This window comes from Sphingomonas sp. BL-S-29 (assembly GCF_055521495.1).
In genome coordinates this window covers 1360146-1377616 of record NZ_CM145482.1, presented here as the reverse complement: position 1 = coordinate 1377616, position 17471 = coordinate 1360146, and the positions used below count along the sequence as shown (strand labels likewise).

Below are 17471 nucleotides of genomic sequence, written 5' to 3'. Positions count from 1 at the left end.
GCACAATGAACAGGGCTTTCTGCGACTGGCGCCTGTCATTCCTCGGGCTTGGCCGATCAGCGCTGGCGCTTTAATCGCGCCGTAAAGAACCGCACCACCTCCGCGTCGAACTGCGCATGGAAGGTGACCCGGTCGAAGCCCGGCGCGCTCCGGCACAGTTGCGGCATGGCGGTCTGGTCGGCGCAGGGGGCGAGGAAATCGAAATGGCCGGCACCGGGCACGGCGTGGAACTCCGGCGCGGTGGGCAGGGCCGCCCGCACCGCATCCGCATAAAAGGGCGCGGGCAGGATCTGGTCGTCATCCGCCCGCCAGAGCTGCACCGGCACGCGCACCTCGGCCAGCCCGGCGCGATCGAAGGCGAAACCCAGCGCCGGCGCAGCGGCGACGACCGCCTTGATGCGCGAATCGCGCATAACCGGCCAGGCGCCGGCCATGGTGCGCGGCTGCGTCTTCAGCAGCGTGCACACGAAGAAGGCCGGATGCTGCGCGCAATGATCCGCCAGGCGCGTCAGGTCGGGCCGCCCGCCTGCCGCGGCGAGGACGGTGAACCCGCCGGACGAAAAGCCGAACGCGCCGACCCGCGCCGGATCGATCGAAGCATGCCCCGGCCACGCGCCCAGCATGTACGAAATAAGGGCGCTGACCGCGACCGGGCGTTCCTCGACCCGGGTGGCCCGGCTGTTGTCGCGCCAATTGTCGCCGGGATGCGTCAGCGCCGCGACGATGAAGCCGGCGCGGGCCAGCGCCACGGCGGTATCGACATGGCCGGAAAAATCGCCGCCTGTGCCATGCGACATGACGATCAACGGATGTCGATCGCTCGGCACCTTGCTGTCGGCAACCACCTCCTGCGCAAACAGCCCGAGCCGCTGCCAGGAGGGGGTACCCGACGCCGGATACCAGATGCCGACTTCCATCCCGTCGGCGGTGGTCCGCCGTTCGAAACCGGCCTGTACCGGCTGGGCATGGGCCGCCGGAATGGCGAGCGGCAGGAGCGAGGACAGGAAAAGGGCGGCAAAGGCGAGGCGCAACGACATGGCAATCTCCATCAGGGGTGCGGCGCTGATGGGCATGTCGCAACACCCGGCGAAAGCCGCGTTTCGCGAATGGGCGAATGGGTTCGCGGATCGGCGAACGGGCTTTGCCCGCCGTCACCGTCGCGGTAGAACGCCCGCATGATATTTCCCGCGATCCGCGAGCGTCTTGCCGGCGGGACAGTCCTGTCCGTGCTGCGCTGGATCGGTATCGCGATCGTCGCCGGCTGCATCCTGGCGGCGCTGGGCCCGTTCGGCAGCTATGCGAATGGCGGCCCCGTCCAGCGCACGGGTTACTGGATCGCCTCGGTACTGCTGGCCTTGATGCTCTACGGCGCCGGGTTCCGGTTCGTCACCTCGTTCGCGCGCGCGGGGTCCCTCACATGGTGGCTTTCGCTGATCGCCGCGACCTTGCTGCTCAGCATACCCGAAGCCATCGCGACACGGACGGTCGCCTTCTGGCTGTGGCCCGAGCTCAGCCGGTTCGGGCCGTCCTGGCTGCTCTGGTTCACCCAGACGACGACGATCGGGCTGATCGCAATGGTCGGCGCCGCGTTCATCACGCGTCGCCCACCGCCCGATCCGGTTTCCCCGCCGCTCCTCGATTCAACCCCGGGCCCGCTGGGCAGGGATGTGATCGCGCTGCAAATGGAAGATCATTACGTCCGCGTGCACCGGCCGAGCGGATCGGAGCTGATCCTGATGCCCCTCGCCCGCGCGATCGAGGCCATGGAGACCGACGGCCTGCGGACGCATCGCTCCTGGTGGGTTGCCGGCCATGCGGTGCAAAAAGTGGAAGGGAACGCCCGATCGATGCGGCTCCACCTCTCGAACGGGGTGATCGCCCCGGTGGCACGCTCCGCCGTCATCCATCTCAAAGCCGCGGGATGGATTGGCGATGAGGAACGCGACGGCTTGCGGGTAGAGACGGTTCCTCCGCGCTGACGGACGCGGCAATATCAGAGAGGGCCGGCCTCTGGATTCTCGTCGCCTAGCCGGTCCGCCCAGTCCGCGGCAAACCGCTCGCTCCATTCGGCAAGAACGCCGTAGAATATATCGCTTTCGAGCCAGATTTCTTCGACGGAATTGGCAGTCTCCACCGGGCACTCCAGGTTCTGGAAGGCGATCAGGCGAACTTTTTCCCTAACATCGAACTGCAGGATGTAGCTGCCGTCGTCAAAGGCCGCGTCTCCATCCGGCGCCCATGGGACCTTGACGTCATAAAGATCGTCGGTGAACGCCGATTTTGTACGAGAAAAATAATCGATCCGCGTGGTTTCTCGGTATCTGGCGTCGAGATAGGCCTCGGCAATCAACGGAGCGCCAATCTCCAGCAGATACGAAACTCGATGCGTGCCGCGCCGATCAAGGCGCCCTAGTACTTCATCAAACGAACACGCCAGCATCGTCGCGTCGGGTTCCTGCACGCCATATGTTTTGCCCCGGATATGGACCACGAAATAGCCCAGCGCCCGCAGGCCAAGAGAGGGATAGGCTTTCGTGATCGAGCTTTCGATCGCGAACGAATTTCGATCACCGACAATCACGCTGCAATCCCCCGAACAACGCTCAGCTACCAGTTCGGGCGCCACCTGCCCACCACTGACCATCGGCATTGCTTGACAGTCACGGCACCGCCGCCCACGCCCATGCCGGGCCTTTCGTCTCCCAGTCGGGAAGAGCGGAGCACCCGAAGGTATTTTCCATGACGGCGCCTGGCCCCACACCGATCGTCCTGATTGTCGAGGACGAGATGGTCCTGCGCATGCGTGCGGTCGATATCGTCGAGGACGCCGGCTTCACCCCGATCGAGACCGTAAGCGCCGACGAGGCCATGCAGGTCCTCGAATCGCGCGACGATATCTCGCTGCTGTTCACCGACATTCAGATGCCGGGGAGCATGGACGGCCTGAAGCTCGCTCATGCGGTCCATTCGCGCTGGCCGCACATCAAGATCGTGCTGGTCTCCGGGCAGATCGCGGTGACGGATGCCGACAAGCCGGTCGACAGCCGGTTCTTCCCCAAGCCGCTCGAAATCCAGCAGATGATTCTCGAGCTCCAGAAAATGGTCGGCGCGGGTGTGCTGAAAGTCATGCCCGCCCTGATCGCCGCCGACGATCCCCTGACCGCGGAGAACAAGGAGCTTCGCCATCGCCTTCAGCAGGCAGGCATGGATGCCAAGGCCCTGCTCCTGAAGACCGTGCTCGATACCGAGAAGCAGCAACTGATCATCGACGAGAATCAGCCACTCAAGGATGCGCTCACCACCGAGAACGACAGCCTCAGGTTGGCGCTGGAGCAGGCCGGGATCGACGCCAGCGCCCTGCTCGTCCAGGCCGGCATCGAGGCCGAGGAACGCGAGGCGGCCGACAAGCTGCAGCACCTGATCCACGCGGAACTGCACCACCGGATCAAGAACATGCTCGCGACGGTGGGCGCGATCACCCATCAGAGCCTGCGCACCGCGCCCAGCATGGCGCATGCGAGCGCCGCGATCGACGGGCGTTTCGCGGCGCTCGCCCGTGTGCACGATCTGCTTACCCGGGTAAGCTGGGAAAACGCGACGATCGACAGCACCATCCGCAGCGCGATCGAGCCGTTCGACCAGGGCAGCGGTCGCTTCCGCGTCTCCGGCGAGGATATCCGCATCACGTCGAGTTCCGTTATTGCCTTTGCGATGACGCTGAACGAGCTTTGCACCAACACGACCAAGTTCGGCGCCCTTTCCGTTCCCGAAGGGCAGGTCCATCTCGCCTGGCGGGTCGATGGCGATCGCCTTCAATTCGAATGGGTGGAGACCGGCGGGCCGCTCGTCAGCGCGCCGACCCGCAAGAGTTTCGGCACCCGGATGATGACGTCGCTGGGCCAGCAGCTGAAGGGTCAGGTCGCGCTCGACTACAGGCCCAGCGGATTCGTCTACACGATGGACGTGCCCCTCGACGCCGTGACCGTGAGCCGCAAAGCCGCGGAGCCGGAAGCGATGGCTGCGGCCTAGCCTCCCGCCAAAGAGACGCTGTTGCCCCCAGTCGCGGTTGCGTCGATCTGAATCATCGCATCGATGTCCGATCCGGGAAGCGCGTCCACCTATCCAGCGACATAGGCAGCAAGCTCGTCGGGCGTCCCGGTGGGGAATGCCTCTTTCAGGTAGTCGAGAAAGGCGGACACGCGCGCGCTGAGCAGCCGCCGCGACGGGTAGAGCGCCCATAGCCTGATCTCGGGCCCGCCCACGTCTCCCCATCTGGTCAGCGTGCCGGCCGCCAGATCATGGCTGACCAGCGAGATCGGCAGCCGGGCGGCGCCGACGCCGGCCCGCACCGCATCGCGGACCATGATGAGCGACGACAGGCTGAGCACCGTCGCGACGCTGATGGTCTCGGGTCCGCTCGCGGTCTCGATCTCCCAGATCGCCGCCGAATCGATCGATCCGCGCGCGACCGCCGGGACGGCTGACCCGTCAGCCGGTCGCACGAGGCTCGGGCTCGCGACCGCGACGAGCCGGTCGTTCAGAAAGGCGCGGCCGACCAGCGTCTCGTCCGGGTCGGGATTGACCCGGATCACCAGGTCATAACCCTCCTCGACCATGTCCACGGCGCGGTCCTCGGTCGTGATCTCGAGCCGGACATCGGGATATCGCAGCGCGAAACCGGCGGCCAGGCGCCCCATCGCGGTTTGCGAAAACAGCAAGGGCGCGCTGATCCGCAGCCTGCCTCTGGGCGTCTCCCCGCCCGAGGCGATCGCCGCCACCGTCTCGTCGAGCTCGGTGAGCAGCGCGCCCGACCGCTCGAACAGCGCGCGTCCCTCCTCCGTGAGTCGGAGGTCGCGCGACCCACGCTCGAACAGGCGCAGGTCGAGGCTCGCCTCGAGATCGGCGACCCGGCGCGACAGCGTCGCCTTGGGGCGCCCGGTCGCACGCGCCGCGCGCCCGAAGCCGCCATGCCGGGCGACGAGATTGAAATCGGTGAGCGCGAGAAGGTCCATCCGTTCCACCAATGAGACGATGCGTCCAGATATAGCGTCTATTGTCAGAAATATGGAACACTATTTCTCGGGTGCCGCTTCGGCAAAGCACAGGAGATACCACATGACCATTCTCGTTACCGGCGCGACCGGCGCCATCGGCGGCCAGGTCGTCGAACAGCTCGTCAAGCGCGGCGCAGACGTCCGCGCGCTCGTCCGCGATCCCGCCAAGGCCAACCTCCCGGCGGGCGTCGCCATCGCCAAGGGCGACCTGTTCGACGTCGATGCCGTGCGCGACGCGCTGTCCGGCGTGTCCACCCTGTTCCTGCTCAACGCGGTCGCGGCCGACGAATTCACCCAGGCGCTGGTCACGCTCAACCTCGCGCGCGAGGCGGGCATCGAGCGGATCGTCTATCTCTCGGTGATCCACAGCGACCTGTATGTGAACGTGCCGCACTTCGCGGTGAAGTTCGCCGCCGAGCGCATGATCGAGCAGATGGGCCTCAACGCCACCATCCTGCGCCCCGCCTATTTCATCCAGAACGACCTCACCATCAAGGATGTGGTGACGGGGCACGGCGTGTACCCGATGCCGATCGGCGGCAAGGGCCTCGCCATGATCGACACGCGCGACATCGGCGAGATCGCGGCGCTCGAGTTGCTCCGCCGCGAGCAGTCCGTCACGCCGCTGCCGCTCGAGCGGTTCAACCTCGTCGGCCCCGACACGCTGACCGGAACGGACGTCGCCGCGATCTGGTCTGACGTGCTGGGCCGCCCGGTCGTCTATCCGGGCGACGACACCGCCGGGTTCGAACAGAACCTCCGGCAACATCTGCCGAGCTGGACCGCGTTCGACATGCGGCTGATGGCCGAGCGCTTCCAGTCCGACGGCATGATCCCCGATGCCGGCGACGTCGAGCGCCTCACCGCGATGCTCGGCCGCCCGCTGCGCACTTACCGGGACTTCGCCGCCGAGAGCGCGGCTTGAAACCCCCGCCAGAAGGAACACGACCATGATGTATTCGACAGCCACCGTCTCGGTGAACCCGGCAGGCGAGATCCCCCTGACCCGCGACCAGGCCTGGAAGGGCCTGGTCCGCAAGGCGCGCGACGCGCGCCTGTTCCTCCCGCCGGGACTCTGCACACGCTGCGACGTGGTGGAGGAAAGCGCGACGCATTTCGTGCGCGACGCCACCATCGGCGGCCTCGACCTGCGCGAGATCATCACGCTCGAACCGGGGAGCAAGGTGACCTTCTTCCAGGCCAGCGGCCCGCGCGAGGGCGCGATCGTCAACGAGTTGTTCGAAGACGACAGCGGCGCGCTGCTGCTGCGCTTCTATTGCTATCTCGGTTTGCGCGGAAAGGCGCCCGACGGCCCGGAGGAACGGGCCGAGCAGGCGCAGTTCGACAGCGAGCAGGGCTATAAGGCCGCGCTATTGTCGACCTTGAAGCGAACCCGGGAGCTGCTCGCGGAAGCTAGGCTGTAGGGGGCCCTATTCCCGCGCCTTTAGGAACCCCGTCAGCGCCGCGAAATAGCGTTGCTGGTCGTCATACATCGCCATGTGGCTGCCCTCCGGCATCAGCGCGAACTGGCCGTTGGGCAGCTTCTTCGCCATCGCCGCCATATAGGCCGGGTCCATCGTGTCGTAGCGCGCGCCGATGACGAGGGTGGGCGTCCTGATCTTCGCCAGGTCGGCGAAACGGTCCCAATTGACCAGGCGCCCGCTCGCGCCGAGTTCGCTCGGGCCCTGCATCAAGGTGTAGAGCTGCGTATTGAGCTGCGCGAAGGAATGGTTGAGCGGCTCCGGCCACTCCGCTGCCGGGCGGCGCAGGATATGCTGTTCGTAATGCAGCGGGCCCAGGATTTCCATGTAGCGTGGGTTCGCCGTGTCGCCCTTCGCCTCGATCGCCTTCACCTCGGCGAGCAGTTTCTGGTCCATCGCCGGCATCAGCGTCTTTTGCGCATAGGCGTTATAGGCCGGGATCGAGGCCATCATGTTCGACACGACCATGCATTTCAGGTTGGCCGGATATTTCAGCGCATATTCGATCGCGAGGATGCCGCCCCAGCTATGGCCGAGCACGCAGAAATTGTCCCTGGTCAGGCCCAGCGCGACGCGGACCTGCTCGACCTCGTCGACGAAGCGGTCGAGCGTCCACAGATCGGTATCGGTCGGCTTGTCCGACCGGCCCGAACCGAGCTGGTCGTAATAGATATATTCGATCCCCTCGCGCGGCAGGAAGCTGTCGAACGGCTCGAAATAATCATGCGTCGCGCCCGGGCCGCCATGGAGTAGCAGCACCGCCAGCTTGGGATTGTTGCCGACCCGCTTGGTCCAGACGTTGAAGTCGCCCTTGGGCGTCTTGATCGGCACCATCTTTACGCCGCCGGACCATTGATCCGCCTTGCCGGTCGAATCGAGATAGGTGCGCGGCACGTCCTGCGCCGTCGCCGGAACGGCGGTCGCTGCGGCCAGCGCGATCGCTGCGGCCAGAACAAACTTCATCATGCTGCTCCTCGATGTCGTCGAAACGGTAACCAACCGGCGGGCGGACTCAGCCACGCCGATGACGCCCGCGCCCTGATGATTTTCGCGCGGAGTCGCAAGACGCAACAAACGATGCGGCGGTTAAATGATGTGATTGCGTGTGCCGACCATCGCCCGCGATCACGCACGGAGCAAGGCACCTCACCCGATGCACATCCGCCCGTTGGTCGTCTCGCGCGCCTCGTCATTGAGCCCCGTTATCGCGGATGGGCAGGTCAGGGCGATGGATCAGCCGGCCTTTTCCGGAAGAATCTCTTCGACGACCATGGCCGTGGGCCCGACACAGGCGCCGGGGTCGACGACGTCCTCCTTGATATAATGGGCGTGGAACCTGCCCTTCAGCACCACATCGGCCATGTTCCGCGCCATCAGCTTCTTCTTCAGGGCCGGCGTGTAATAGATCGTCAGACATCGGTGCAGGGCACTTTTGAGATCCGTGACCTTGGCAAGGTCGGAAAACAGATCGAGATCGGCCTTCGCGCTGTATAGTACATGCCCTCCCGGGCTTATCGCCAGATAGCCTTTCACCACGACGGCGCTCCCGTCATAGTCATCTGGCCTGTCATTCAACTGGCTCGGGGTGAGCGGCGCGGCGAGCGCGGCGCTCGTACACGCCAGCAGGGATGCCAGGATGCTCTTCATCATTTGTTCCACTTCGCCGTCAAAAGCACCTGTTCGCTATTCAGGTTCGACTGCTGCTGCGCCATCAACCTCCTGCTGACGTGGCCAATGGCAACGTCCCCGACATCGAACCGGGCCATATCCTGACCTACCTGTAATCCTTCCGAACATGCCGGAAAAACAACAGCGCCTACAGCCACTCTGGCGGTTGTTGCCGGTTGTAGCGGCCCGTCGCATCCGCCGCGTTTCGTCGATTCCGGCGGAACCGATCCACGGGCCGGGCGTCTTCGGGGGCGAGCGGAAACCCCCTTGAGAGTTGTCGAAAATGCGCGAGAAGGCGCCGGTCGTTCCGGCTGAAGAACGTGACGAATCCTGGTACATCCTGCGGGCCGAACAGGAACTGGAACTGGCGCAACGCGCCGAGCACCCGGCGGTGGTGCACGCGCATTATCTGATCGCCGAATCCTATCTCGAACGCGCCAACGACCCGGAGGGCGGGCCGGCGGCCGAGGCCGCCTGACGCGCGTCGCGGGGGGCTCGGCCCGTCCCGCCCGACGACCAGCACAGCGAACGGAAGGAACAGGTCCGGTTGCCGGTCGTTTCCTTGCCCGAACCGGGAGAATCGGCCGTGGACCTGTCAGGCAAGGTACCGAAGATCGCCATCGCGGCGGCATGCCTTGCCGGCAGCGTTGCTGCAGGCGTCCTGGCCAGCGCCTACACCACCGCCGGCATGGATCCCTATTATACGCAACGTCAATATGAGGCACCGGGCGATATCTATCCCGGCAGCGCCTATGGATCGCGGACGGCCTTGGCCGAGCGATCGCCCGATCGTCTCGAACTGGCCGATTCCGGCCCGGCAGACAGCCCGTCCTATCCGCCGATCCCGTCACGATAAGGCATGTGGCGCCGCATCGCCTCCTGGCGCAGCCGCGCTGCCGCGTCGGCCGAGACGGCCATCCCCGTCCCGCCGGATCGCGACAAGCTTGCCTGTACCGGCCAGGCGCTGCGATCGAGCTATGGCTGGGACGTAGATGACGAGAGCCTGGACGACCGGCTGGTCGCGCTGATGCTCGAGCTGTCGGTCGAGCCGCTCGAACCAGTCAGCTCAGGAAGACGAGCGCGCCCATCACGACCAGAATGACCAGCAGGACGGCCGCCATCGCGCCGCGGCTCAACCCGCGCTGCTCCACCACATGAAAAGGCGATTCTTCGGGGTCGAGCACCATGGCGCTTTCCTCGTTTCCACGGCATGGCAACGATGGCATGCCGCGCTTGGTTCCGGGGCTTGGTTCCGGGCGCGCGGATGCGACAGGAAAAGCCATGCGATACGGCGCGACCGACTGGGACTGGTTTTCTCGCCGAGGAACCACGGGCGATCGCCCATATCCCGTTCGCCTGTTTCGGCCCCGAGGCGACGGCGATATTCGGGGGGATGCTGGACGAGGTTACGCCGTCTCCGGTGCCGCGCAAAACATAGTCGGCTGGAATCATCCCTCCCCGTTCGGCCCCGGACTTGATCCGGGGTTGTCGAAGCCTTGCTCTTCTCTTTCGCAGAAGAAAGGACAGCCCTTCGACAAGCTCAGGGCGAACGGAGAGGGTAGATCAACCCAACTCGAAAACGCGCCAGGCGCGCTCGATTTTTCGAAAAATCTCGGGAACCAGTTTTCCGCTTGGGTGTTCTTATTCCCGAAGCGGTTTCCTGTCCCCCCTCGTGCCGCTTCAGATCTAGAACGCCCCGCCAGCTCTCCCCCCCCTGCTGGCGGGGTTGTTCGTCTTCAGGGACTGGGACGCCCCGCCCCATCGCCGTGCAGCAGCGACCAGCCGGGCGGCAGATAATCCGTCGACATGTAATAATAGAAGATGCAGCTCCCGTCGGCGCGGTAGCTCGCGCCCTTGACGATGCCGAAGGCGACGGTGCCGCTGAATACCGGCGCGCCGCTGTCCCCGCCGCGGCAGACGGGGCCGTTCGCCGCGACCCAGGTCGGCAGGCAGGCGCCGCCGCACAGATCGCCGGCGGGCGCGTAATCGACCAGCTCGACCTGCGAACAGCTATAGCCCGTCGTCTCGCCGCGGTGGCACACGACGTCGCCTGCGCGCGTGCTGATGCGGTTGCGCCAGGTCGTGAGCGGCCGCGCCTCGGTCTTCGCGGTGTCGGCATAGAAAAGCGGCCGAAGCGCCGCGTCGCTGACATGGACCTGCACGTCCTGGAACCCCCAGCCCCATTGGCCGATGAACTGGAGCGGCGTCTCGTGCCGCGCGCGATCGACATAGGAAAGGGTGTCGGGGCAATGCGCCGAGGTAACCACGCCGGTGCGCGCGCCGTCGGTCACGACGAAGCCGGTGGTGCAGGCGTAGCGCCGCCCGTCCACCGGGTTGATCCCCACCACGCGCGAGCCGCCGCCCACATCCATCGCGCTGTTGGCGTCGCGGCCGAGGATGCGGATGCGCACCGGCACCCCGGCCAGATCGGTCAGCTTCTGCCTGAGCGCGACCGGATCGATCGCCGCCACATCGGCGCCATTGACCATCACGACCAGCTCGCCGGTACGCGGATCGACGCCCATGCCGGGCGGGCGCGGCAGCGCGGCGCGGATTTCAGCCTGGTGCTTCTCGATCGCCGCGACGATGCGGTCGCGCGTCGCCGGCGCGCCGGTGTGGAAGGTGATGCCGATGGTGCGCCCGCCCGCGACCACTGCCTCGTCCTCGACCGGCTGATCGCCGGTAAGCAGCACGACGATGCGATATTCGGGATGATGCTCGATCGAGATGCCGGCGAGCCGATCCTTGTAGAGCGACGCGATCCGGTCAGTCGCCGCGACGCTTTCCTGCTGCGCACGCAGGCGGAAGATCGCCTCGTCGAGCGGCACGCGGTTCTGCCGGGCATAGTCGGCCGCGTCCTGCGCCAGCGCCGCGGCCGGCGTCTCCACCGGCACGGCGGCGGGCACGAGCTGCGCCTGCGGTGCGCCAGGCGGCGTCGAGGCAGGCACCTGGGCCGGCACCTGAGCGGCGGCGGGAAAAACGGAAAGGGTGGCCAGGACGGCGGCGATGGCGGCGCGAAGGGCAGCGTGGCGCATGCTCATGATGGTAATGATGCCCCAATGCACCGGCGATGAATAGCTGGGGCGATGAATAGCGGCTGCGCACGCTTGCCCGGCGCGGTGTCGCCGCTATCGTAACGATCGCCCTCTCCCGCGGAGCCTTGCATGACCGATACGCCGATCGAGCCCGCCAGCGTCGCCCCGCCGCCGCCCGTCCGCTATGCGACGGGCGCGATCCTGCTGCACTGGGCGATCGCGGCGTGCTTCGCGGTCCAGATCGGGCTCGGCTGGCGGATGGACGGGCCGCGCGGGCCGGAGGCCTTTGCGGTGTTCCAGCTGCACAAGTCGGTCGGCATCACCATCTTGCTGCTGACCCTGGTCCGGCTCGCCTGGCGGATCGCCAATCCGCCGCCGCCCTTCCCGCCGACGATGAAGGTCTGGGAAAAGCGGCTCGCCCACGCGGTGCATGTCGGCTTCTATCTGCTGCTGCTCGGCCTGCCGCTGACCGGCTGGCTGCTCGTCTCGGCGAGCAAGACGGCGATCCCGACCTATTTGTTCAGCACCATTCCCTGGCCGCATGTGCCCGGCGTGCCCGGCCTCGCGCCCGGGACCAAGGCGGGTGTCGAGGAAGCGGCGGAGATCGGCCATCATGCGCTGATCTATATTTCCTATGCCGTGCTGTTCCTGCACGTCGCCGGCGCGCTGAAGCATCAGTTCCTCGAGCGCGGCGGCGACCTGGCCCGGATGATCCCGGTGCCCGCAAGGTCGCTCGGCGCCGCGGCGCTGGTCGCCATCGCGGGGATCATCGGGCTGACCGCCATCGCGACCCTGATCCGGCTGACCCCGCTGGCCGAGCCGGCCCCCGCCGCGACGCCCGCGCCTGTCGTCGCGGCCGTGCCGGCCGCCCTGCCCTCACCGACCATCACGCCCGGCGCGACGCCGACGCCCGAGGCGAGCCCGACACCCGAAGCGACGGCGACGCCGGTCGCGCCGTCGCGCTGGACGGTGCGGCGCGCCGCCTCGTCGCTGTCGTTCGCCACGAGCTGGTCGGAGGGGCCGGTCGACGGGCGCTTCGGCAGCTGGGATGCGGTCATCCTGTTCGATCCGGCCGCGCTCGACGCGTCTTCGGTCAAGGTGACGATCGACATGACCTCGGCGAAGACCGGCGTCGCCGATACCGAAGGCGCGCTGCCCGACCCGGACTGGTTCGCGGCCGCGACGCATCCGACCGCGACCTTCGCCGCCACCAGATTCCGTCACCGCTCGGGCGATCGCTACGAGGCGATTGGCACGCTCTCGCTGCGCGGCGTATCGCGGCCGCTGACCCTGCCCTTCACCCTGACGATCGACGGCGATGTCGCGACGATGCGCGGATCGACGGTGATCGACCGCACCGTCTTCGGGGTCGGCCAGGGCGAATGGAAAGCGACCACCGATGTGAAGGCCGGAGTGACGGTGAGCGTGGCGATCAAGGCCGACCGGAAACCGGGCCGATAGGCTTGCTCATGTGCACGGCAATCGCGCCGGGGAAGGCCTCCTCGCCGTCGAAACCGTAACCGAGGCTGGCATAGAGGCGCTGGTTCGCCTCCATCAGCTTGTTGGTGAAGAGCCTGATGCGGGCATGGCCGGCGGAGGCCGCCAGCGCCTCGGCATGAGCAAGCAGGTGGCGGCCAAGGCCTCTGCCCTGGAAGGCCGGGGATACCGCGACATTCTCGATCAGTAGGCAATCGGCCTCGTCGATGGTCTCGATCAGCGCGGCGAGAGTGTCGCCCAGATAGAGCAGGTCGATACGGTGATCGCGCACCGCCTGGTCGTAATCGGCGCTCATCGGCCGGGGTTCGCGGCCGATGATGGGGACCCATGGCGCATAGGCCTCGCGGACCAGCGCGCGGATGGTCGTGGCGTCCGCGGCTCCAGCGCGGCGGAGAGTGATGGGGGCGGTCATGGCGGCGATCATGTCGTGACAGGCGCGGTTGCGCCACCCACTTGCCCTTCTCCGGCGGAGGCCGGGGCCCAGTTGGGAAGGCCGTAGTAACTGGGTGGGGCGCTCATTTCCGAACCTCCCCCAACTGGACCCCGGCCTCCGCCGGGGAAGGGCAAGGGAGGGCGTTTCGGGCGACGTTGACCGACACGATATGACCGTCGGCGCGGCCAGCGCTTGCCTGGCGCCGGCACCGCGGGAATGATCCTCGCATGACCTCCCATCGACTCGCGCTCGCCTCGATGCTTGCCGCGACCGCCCTTGCCGCGCCGGCGGCCACCCCCGCCGTGGAGCGGCTCGCCATCTCCACGCCGATGTCGGACGTGCGGCTCGCCGTCTCGCCCGATGGGCGCCACCGGTTGTGGGGCGTGGTCAATCGGGGGGCGCTCGAGATCGTCGAATCCTGGCTGGTCGGGGGACGGTGGTCCCGGCCAGCGCCGGTGTCGTTCAACAGCGCCGCGAATGATTTCGACCCGGCCTTCGCGCCCGACGGGCGCAGCGTCCTGTTCTTCTCCAACCGGGCCGGCGGCGCGGGCGGGGACGATCTGTACCGTGTCGCGTTCGACCCGCGCACGCGCCGCTATGGCACGCCGCGCGCGCTCGGCCCGATGGTCAACACGCCAGGCAAGGAATGGGCGCCCTCGCTGTCGCCGGACGGCAGGATGCTGCTCTTCTCGTCGGACCGGCCGGGCGGATCGGGCCGGCAGGATCTCTATCTCGCGCCGGTCGGCCCGGGCGGCATCGGCACGCCGGCCGGGCTGGGCCGGGCGATCGAGACCGGCGAGGACGAGTTCGACGCGACCTTTGCCGGCGATGCCCGGCACATCGTCTTCGCCCGCGGCGATGCCGAGGGCGAAGCCGGAACGACGCTGCACCTGGCGACGCTGCGCGCCGGCACCTGGCGGGACGATGGCCCGTTGCCGCCCGCGATCAACTGTTCGGCGGGGCTCAATATCGGGCCGTCGGTGTCGCGCGCGGGCACGTTCCACTGGTCGGCCGCCTGCGGTCCCGGCGATACGCGGCTCGACCTGTGGTCGGCGGACCTGGCGGCGGTGCTGTCCGCCATGCGAGGCGACAACCCCGACTGACGGGATCGAGAATATGGGCGCCCCCTGCGCCTCGCCCGCGCGAAACAGCCGTTCGAACGAACCGCCTGGCCTTTGCCCGCGCCATCATGGCGCTGGGCCGCTGAAGGCTTGGGTTTCGGCGCGGCACCGGCTGTTCTGCGCAAGAAGCCGCGGTGGGAGAGCCCGATGCACGCACATGCGATACCCGAGAGGCCCCGCCGCGCCGCGGCCGCGCCGGCGATCTGGCGGCCGGTGATCGAAGAGGGCGGCGTCGCGGCGCGGCGGGGCGCGCTGGCCACCACCGCCGAGCCGGCCGGCATCCTGCGTCACGGCGTGGCGATACCGGTTTCTCCGACCGAGGCGGCGATGCTCGGGCTGCTCGTGCGCAGGGGTCGCGCGGCTTACGCCGATATCGCGGCGACCCTGCGCGGGCTGGGCTATGGCAGCGATTCCATCGAGGTCCATGTCTATCGCATCCGGCGCAGATTCGCCGCGGCGGGGGCGCCCGATCCGATCGAGACGGTGCGTGGCTGGGGGCTGCGCCTGCGGGTCGAGCCCGATATCCGGGGATCGACATCGCTGTGGATCTGCGGCGAGCACTGGCCGGCGGCTCCGGGGAGGGAACACGCATGACCGCGATCGGCAGGACCATCCTGACCGCGACCCTGATCTGCGGAACGCTCGATATCCTCTACGCGATCGTCTTTGCCGGCCTGCGCGGCACCGCCCCGATCGACGTGCTGCACAGCGTCGCGAGCGGGCCGTTCGGCGAAGGCATGAAAAGCGGCGGCGTGCCGACCGCGCTGGCCGGTCTGGCGGTGCATTTCGCGATCATGGCGGTGATGGTCGGGGTGTTCGTCACCGCCGCGTGGCGCCTGCCCTTTTTCGCGGCGCATCCGTTGATCGCCGGCATCGCTTATGGCGTCGCGCTGTATCTCGTCATGTACTGGATCGTGCTGCCGCTGCGCTGGCCGGAGGCCTTCCCCAGCCTGAAGCCACGCGCGGTGGCGAGCGCGCTGTTCGCGCATATCGTCTGCGTCGGCATCCCGATGGCGATGATCACGCTGCGCGGCCTCGGCCGGGGTGTCGACCCGGTCGTCGTCACGGCCTGAGCCGGCGTCCGAGCGGCCGAACGTCGATTCCGAGGGGGTGAGCGTCAGTCGACAGGCCGGGGATGATTTGCGACACCCGGCGCGTGGACGGTCTGACCCCCAATGCCGGGCGCGAGCCCTTTTACGTCGAGGAGTCGGACGTGCGGGATGGCCGGGCCGGGGGCCGCGTCGAGACCCGGGCGGAAGCCAGGGCAAAGCTGGTGGTGACGCTTGCCATGTGGGGGGCGAGCTTCACCATCTTCACCTTTTTCGGCTATCTGGCGGGCAACCCGCACCAGCTGGCCGTGGCCGGGGTGCGCGGGCTCGTCTACGGCATCGGCATCTCGGTCTGCTACCTGATGCACCGGCTGCTGCGCCGCCTGTCGCATCGCAGTTTCCGCACCCGCGCCCTGACGCTCGCGGTCACCGCGCCGCTGGTCGCCGAGCTCTTCGCCTGGCTCAATTATTTCGCCTTTGCCGCGTTCGACGGGCGGACCCTGCGCATGATCGTGATCAGCTGGAACGATGCGGCGCATGTGCTGTCGCTCTGGTCCTGGTTCTTCATCGCCTGGACCGGGCTGTACCTGGCGATCGAATACAGCTTCGACGCGAAGGAGGAGGCGCGACGATCGGCCGAGCTGCGCAACCTGGCGCATAATGCCAAGCTCCGCGCGCTTTCCAACCAGATCAACCCGCATTTCCTGTTCAACAGCCTCAATTCCATCTCCTCGCTGATCCTGGACGGGAAAAGCGCGGAGGCGGAGAAGATGCTGACCGGGCTGTCGACCTTCTTCCGCTCGACCCTGTCGATCGACCCGCTGATCGACGTGCCGATCGAACATGAGTTCGACGTGCACCGCCGGTACCTCGCGATCGAGCAGATGCGCTATCCCGACCTCAGCGTCGATGTCGACTTGCCCGAGGAGCTGCGCCGCGCCGCGGTGCCCGCGCTGATCCTGCAGCCTTTGGTCGAGAATGCGATCAAGCACGGCGTCGCCAAGTCGATGCCGCCGACCGCGATCCGCCTGTCGGCCGAGCGCGACGGCGAGCAGCTGGTGGTGCGGGTGGGCAATAAGGGCACGGTCGGACCTTCCACGCCCGTCTCCTGCACCAACGGCATCGGCCTGGCCAATGTGCGCGAGCGGCTGGCCGAACATTATGGGCCGGCGCAGCGCGTGTCGGTCGTGCGCGGACCGGGGGCCTATGAAGTGAGCGTCACCATTCCGTTCGAGCTGGCGCGGTGAGCGCGTTCAGCATCGTCACCGTCGACGACGAGCCGCTGGCGCTGCGCCGGCTGGAGATCGTGCTGGGCGGCATCCCCGGCGCGACGCTGCTGGGATCGGCGATGAGCTGCGACGAGGCGGTGTCGCTGATCGCGGAGAAACGGCCGGACATCGCGCTGCTCGACATCAGGCTGCGCGACGGCACCGGGTTCGACATTCTCGACCGGCTGCCCAGGGACGTGACGCCGGCGGTGATCTTCATCACCGCGTTCGACCATTTCGCGATCCGCGCCTTCGAGGTGTCGGCGGTCGATTATGTGCTGAAGCCGATCGACCCGCCGCGGCTGCGCGAGGCGATCGACCGGGCGCGCGCGCGGCTGGCGGCGGACAGCTCGGTCGGCCAGGTGCAGGAGATGCGCGCGATCATCGAGGATCTGCGCGCCGAGTTCCACGCCAAGGCGCGGTCGCCCTATGAGACCGAGCTGTGGATCCGCGGCGCGACCGGCAGCCTGACGCGCGTGCCGCTCGACCTGGTCGACTGGGTGAGCAGCGAGGATGATTATGTCCGGCTGCATACCGGCGCGACCTCGCATCTGCTGCGCCTGTCGATCCGCGCGTTCGAGGGGCGGGTCGATCCCGCGCAGTTCATCCGGGTGCACCGGGCGGCTCTGGTGCGGCTGTCGCGGATCACCGAAGTGCGGCGGACGCCGACCGGGCGGCGCGAGGTGATCCTGCAGGGCGGCACGCGGATCGCCGCGGGGCGGGTGCATGCGAAGCGGCTGCGGGAGTTGTTGCTGGAGCAGGATGGGCCTGGGGGTGTGGGGATGGAATAAGGGTGGGTCGTGAGGCGGGGCGACGGGTTTGGCCCGGTTATAGACGCCCAATGCGCTATCGCTTACGCTCAAAA

At 67.4% G+C, this 17471-nt stretch carries 21 protein-coding genes and 1 pseudogene; 14 read left to right on the top strand and 8 right to left on the bottom strand.

Annotation, left to right across the window (positions count from 1 at the left end; all coding sequences use genetic code 11):
* Window positions 1-56 precede the first annotated feature (56 nt).
* Window positions 57-1073, bottom strand: a complete 1017-nt coding sequence (locus tag ACZ1I2_RS06600) for an alpha/beta hydrolase family protein (protein ID WP_465174691.1) — start codon at window positions 1071-1073, stop codon at window positions 57-59.
* Between the two features lie 102 nt (window positions 1074-1175).
* On the opposite strand from ACZ1I2_RS06600, the gene ACZ1I2_RS06595 reads away from it, so the two are divergent.
* Window positions 1176-1979: a LytTR family DNA-binding domain-containing protein gene (locus ACZ1I2_RS06595; RefSeq protein WP_465174692.1), complete on the top strand. Its 804-nt coding sequence runs from the start codon at window positions 1176-1178 to the stop codon at window positions 1977-1979.
* Window positions 1980-1993: 14 nt separating this feature from the next.
* Here the strand turns inward: ACZ1I2_RS06595 and ACZ1I2_RS06590 are convergent, their stop codons facing one another.
* Window positions 1994-2650, bottom strand: coding sequence for an Imm42 family immunity protein (locus tag ACZ1I2_RS06590; protein WP_465174693.1), 657 nt, complete (start codon window positions 2648-2650; stop codon window positions 1994-1996).
* Window positions 2651-2739: 89 nt separating this feature from the next.
* On the opposite strand from ACZ1I2_RS06590, the gene ACZ1I2_RS06585 reads away from it, so the two are divergent.
* Window positions 2740-4029, top strand: coding sequence for an HWE histidine kinase domain-containing protein (locus tag ACZ1I2_RS06585; RefSeq protein ID WP_465174694.1), 1290 nt, complete (start codon window positions 2740-2742; stop codon window positions 4027-4029).
* 89 nt (window positions 4030-4118) lie between these two features.
* Here the strand turns inward: ACZ1I2_RS06585 and ACZ1I2_RS06580 are convergent, their stop codons facing one another.
* Complete coding sequence (locus ACZ1I2_RS06580) at window positions 4119-5012, bottom strand: LysR family transcriptional regulator (RefSeq protein WP_465174695.1); 894 nt, start codon at window positions 5010-5012, stop codon at window positions 4119-4121.
* Between the two features lie 103 nt (window positions 5013-5115).
* On the opposite strand from ACZ1I2_RS06580, the gene ACZ1I2_RS06575 reads away from it, so the two are divergent.
* The gene (locus ACZ1I2_RS06575; RefSeq protein WP_465174696.1) at window positions 5116-5979 is read left to right on the top strand and encodes an SDR family oxidoreductase; all 864 of its coding nucleotides are present in this window, start codon (window positions 5116-5118) and stop codon (window positions 5977-5979) included.
* 25 nt (window positions 5980-6004) lie between these two features.
* Window positions 6005-6478 (top strand): SRPBCC family protein, encoded by a 474-nt coding sequence (locus ACZ1I2_RS06570; RefSeq protein WP_465174697.1) that lies wholly within the window; start codon window positions 6005-6007, stop codon window positions 6476-6478.
* A gap of 6 nt (window positions 6479-6484) precedes the next feature.
* Here the strand turns inward: ACZ1I2_RS06570 and ACZ1I2_RS06565 are convergent, their stop codons facing one another.
* Together ACZ1I2_RS06565 and ACZ1I2_RS06560 are read right to left on the bottom strand one after the other, a co-directional pair.
* Window positions 6485-7498 (bottom strand): proline iminopeptidase-family hydrolase, encoded by a 1014-nt coding sequence (locus ACZ1I2_RS06565; protein WP_465174698.1) that lies wholly within the window; start codon window positions 7496-7498, stop codon window positions 6485-6487.
* A 270-nt stretch (window positions 7499-7768) separates the two neighbouring features.
* Window positions 7769-8185, bottom strand: a complete 417-nt coding sequence (locus ACZ1I2_RS06560; RefSeq protein ID WP_465174699.1) for a hypothetical protein — start codon at window positions 8183-8185, stop codon at window positions 7769-7771.
* A 301-nt stretch (window positions 8186-8486) separates the two neighbouring features.
* Between ACZ1I2_RS06560 and ACZ1I2_RS06555 the strand changes: the two genes are divergently transcribed.
* From ACZ1I2_RS06555 to ACZ1I2_RS06545, 3 genes are all read left to right on the top strand, one after another.
* Window positions 8487-8681 (top strand): hypothetical protein, encoded by a 195-nt coding sequence (locus tag ACZ1I2_RS06555; RefSeq protein ID WP_465170480.1) that lies wholly within the window; start codon window positions 8487-8489, stop codon window positions 8679-8681.
* Between the two features lie 108 nt (window positions 8682-8789).
* Complete coding sequence (locus ACZ1I2_RS06550) at window positions 8790-9059, top strand: hypothetical protein (protein ID WP_465170481.1); 270 nt, start codon at window positions 8790-8792, stop codon at window positions 9057-9059.
* A gap of 3 nt (window positions 9060-9062) precedes the next feature.
* Window positions 9063-9305 carry a hypothetical protein gene (locus ACZ1I2_RS06545; RefSeq protein WP_465174700.1) on the top strand — a complete coding sequence of 81 codons (243 nt, stop codon included), beginning with the start codon at window positions 9063-9065 and terminating at the stop codon, window positions 9303-9305.
* On the opposite strand, the gene ACZ1I2_RS06540 is transcribed toward ACZ1I2_RS06545, so the two are convergent.
* Window positions 9265-9390 carry a hypothetical protein gene (locus ACZ1I2_RS06540; protein ID WP_465174701.1) on the bottom strand — a complete coding sequence of 42 codons (126 nt, stop codon included), beginning with the start codon at window positions 9388-9390 and terminating at the stop codon, window positions 9265-9267. The genes ACZ1I2_RS06545 and ACZ1I2_RS06540 overlap by 41 nt on opposite strands.
* Before the next feature lie 549 nt (window positions 9391-9939).
* Complete coding sequence (locus ACZ1I2_RS06535; RefSeq protein ID WP_465174702.1) at window positions 9940-11244, bottom strand: chymotrypsin family serine protease; 1305 nt, start codon at window positions 11242-11244, stop codon at window positions 9940-9942.
* Window positions 11245-11367: 123 nt separating this feature from the next.
* On the opposite strand from ACZ1I2_RS06535, the pseudogene ACZ1I2_RS06530 reads away from it, so the two are divergent.
* Both ACZ1I2_RS06530 and ACZ1I2_RS06525 read left to right on the top strand, forming a co-directional pair.
* Window positions 11368-11895, top strand: a pseudogene (locus ACZ1I2_RS06530) (cytochrome b); the annotation flags it as partial.
* A 201-nt stretch (window positions 11896-12096) separates the two neighbouring features.
* The gene (locus ACZ1I2_RS06525) at window positions 12097-12699 is read left to right on the top strand and encodes a YceI family protein (RefSeq protein WP_465181652.1); all 603 of its coding nucleotides are present in this window, start codon (window positions 12097-12099) and stop codon (window positions 12697-12699) included.
* Here ACZ1I2_RS06525 and ACZ1I2_RS06520 read toward each other — a convergent pair.
* Window positions 12671-13147 (bottom strand): GNAT family N-acetyltransferase, encoded by a 477-nt coding sequence (locus tag ACZ1I2_RS06520; RefSeq protein ID WP_465170486.1) that lies wholly within the window; start codon window positions 13145-13147, stop codon window positions 12671-12673. The two genes, ACZ1I2_RS06525 and ACZ1I2_RS06520, sit on opposite strands and share 29 nt — an antisense overlap.
* A 248-nt stretch (window positions 13148-13395) precedes the next feature.
* Between ACZ1I2_RS06520 and ACZ1I2_RS06515 the strand changes: the two genes are divergently transcribed.
* The 5 genes from ACZ1I2_RS06515 (at window position 13396) to ACZ1I2_RS06495 (ending at window position 17397) form a co-directional block, all read left to right on the top strand.
* Entirely contained in the window at window positions 13396-14271 is an 876-nt protein-coding gene (locus ACZ1I2_RS06515) for a TolB family protein (protein ID WP_465174703.1), read from the top strand.
* Window positions 14272-14436: 165 nt separating this feature from the next.
* Window positions 14437-14883 carry a helix-turn-helix domain-containing protein gene (locus ACZ1I2_RS06510; protein ID WP_465174704.1) on the top strand — a complete coding sequence of 149 codons (447 nt, stop codon included), beginning with the start codon at window positions 14437-14439 and terminating at the stop codon, window positions 14881-14883.
* Entirely contained in the window at window positions 14880-15362 is a 483-nt protein-coding gene (locus tag ACZ1I2_RS06505; protein WP_465181605.1) for a hypothetical protein, read from the top strand. The genes ACZ1I2_RS06510 and ACZ1I2_RS06505 overlap by 4 nt, the downstream gene beginning before the upstream one ends.
* A gap of 83 nt (window positions 15363-15445) precedes the next feature.
* Window positions 15446-16585 (top strand): sensor histidine kinase, encoded by a 1140-nt coding sequence (locus ACZ1I2_RS06500; protein WP_465174706.1) that lies wholly within the window; start codon window positions 15446-15448, stop codon window positions 16583-16585.
* Entirely contained in the window at window positions 16582-17397 is an 816-nt protein-coding gene (locus ACZ1I2_RS06495) for a LytR/AlgR family response regulator transcription factor (protein ID WP_465174707.1), read from the top strand. Before ACZ1I2_RS06500 ends, ACZ1I2_RS06495 begins: the two co-directional genes overlap by 4 nt.
* Window positions 17398-17471: the final 74 nt, after the last annotated feature.

Bases quoted from the DNA above. Each gene is read 5' to 3' on its own strand.
- ACZ1I2_RS06560 (WP_465174699.1), bottom strand. From the start codon at position 8,185: ATGATGAAGAGCATCCTGGCATCCCTGCTGGCGTGTACGAGCGCCGCG.
- ACZ1I2_RS06515 (WP_465174703.1), top strand. From the start codon at position 13,396: ATGACCTCCCATCGACTCGCGCTCGCCTCGATGCTTGCCGCGACCGCC.
- ACZ1I2_RS06590 (WP_465174693.1), bottom strand. From the start codon at position 2,650: ATGCCGATGGTCAGTGGTGGGCAGGTGGCGCCCGAACTGGTAGCTGAG.
- ACZ1I2_RS06575 (WP_465174696.1), top strand. From the start codon at position 5,116: ATGACCATTCTCGTTACCGGCGCGACCGGCGCCATCGGCGGCCAGGTC.
- ACZ1I2_RS06545 (WP_465174700.1), top strand. From the start codon at position 9,063: ATGTGGCGCCGCATCGCCTCCTGGCGCAGCCGCGCTGCCGCGTCGGCC.
- ACZ1I2_RS06570 (WP_465174697.1), top strand. From the start codon at position 6,005: ATGATGTATTCGACAGCCACCGTCTCGGTGAACCCGGCAGGCGAGATC.
- ACZ1I2_RS06510 (WP_465174704.1), top strand. From the start codon at position 14,437: ATGCACGCACATGCGATACCCGAGAGGCCCCGCCGCGCCGCGGCCGCG.
- ACZ1I2_RS06565 (WP_465174698.1), bottom strand. From the start codon at position 7,498: ATGAAGTTTGTTCTGGCCGCAGCGATCGCGCTGGCCGCAGCGACCGCC.
- ACZ1I2_RS06580 (WP_465174695.1), bottom strand. From the start codon at position 5,012: ATGGACCTTCTCGCGCTCACCGATTTCAATCTCGTCGCCCGGCATGGC.
- ACZ1I2_RS06600 (WP_465174691.1), bottom strand. From the start codon at position 1,073: ATGCCCATCAGCGCCGCACCCCTGATGGAGATTGCCATGTCGTTGCGC.
- ACZ1I2_RS06540 (WP_465174701.1), bottom strand. From the start codon at position 9,390: ATGGTGCTCGACCCCGAAGAATCGCCTTTTCATGTGGTGGAGCAGCGC.
- ACZ1I2_RS06555 (WP_465170480.1), top strand. From the start codon at position 8,487: ATGCGCGAGAAGGCGCCGGTCGTTCCGGCTGAAGAACGTGACGAATCC.
- ACZ1I2_RS06520 (WP_465170486.1), bottom strand. From the start codon at position 13,147: ATGACCGCCCCCATCACTCTCCGCCGCGCTGGAGCCGCGGACGCCACG.
- ACZ1I2_RS06595 (WP_465174692.1), top strand. From the start codon at position 1,176: ATGATATTTCCCGCGATCCGCGAGCGTCTTGCCGGCGGGACAGTCCTG.
- ACZ1I2_RS06535 (WP_465174702.1), bottom strand. From the start codon at position 11,244: ATGAGCATGCGCCACGCTGCCCTTCGCGCCGCCATCGCCGCCGTCCTG.
- ACZ1I2_RS06585 (WP_465174694.1), top strand. From the start codon at position 2,740: ATGACGGCGCCTGGCCCCACACCGATCGTCCTGATTGTCGAGGACGAG.
- ACZ1I2_RS06505 (WP_465181605.1), top strand. From the start codon at position 14,880: ATGACCGCGATCGGCAGGACCATCCTGACCGCGACCCTGATCTGCGGA.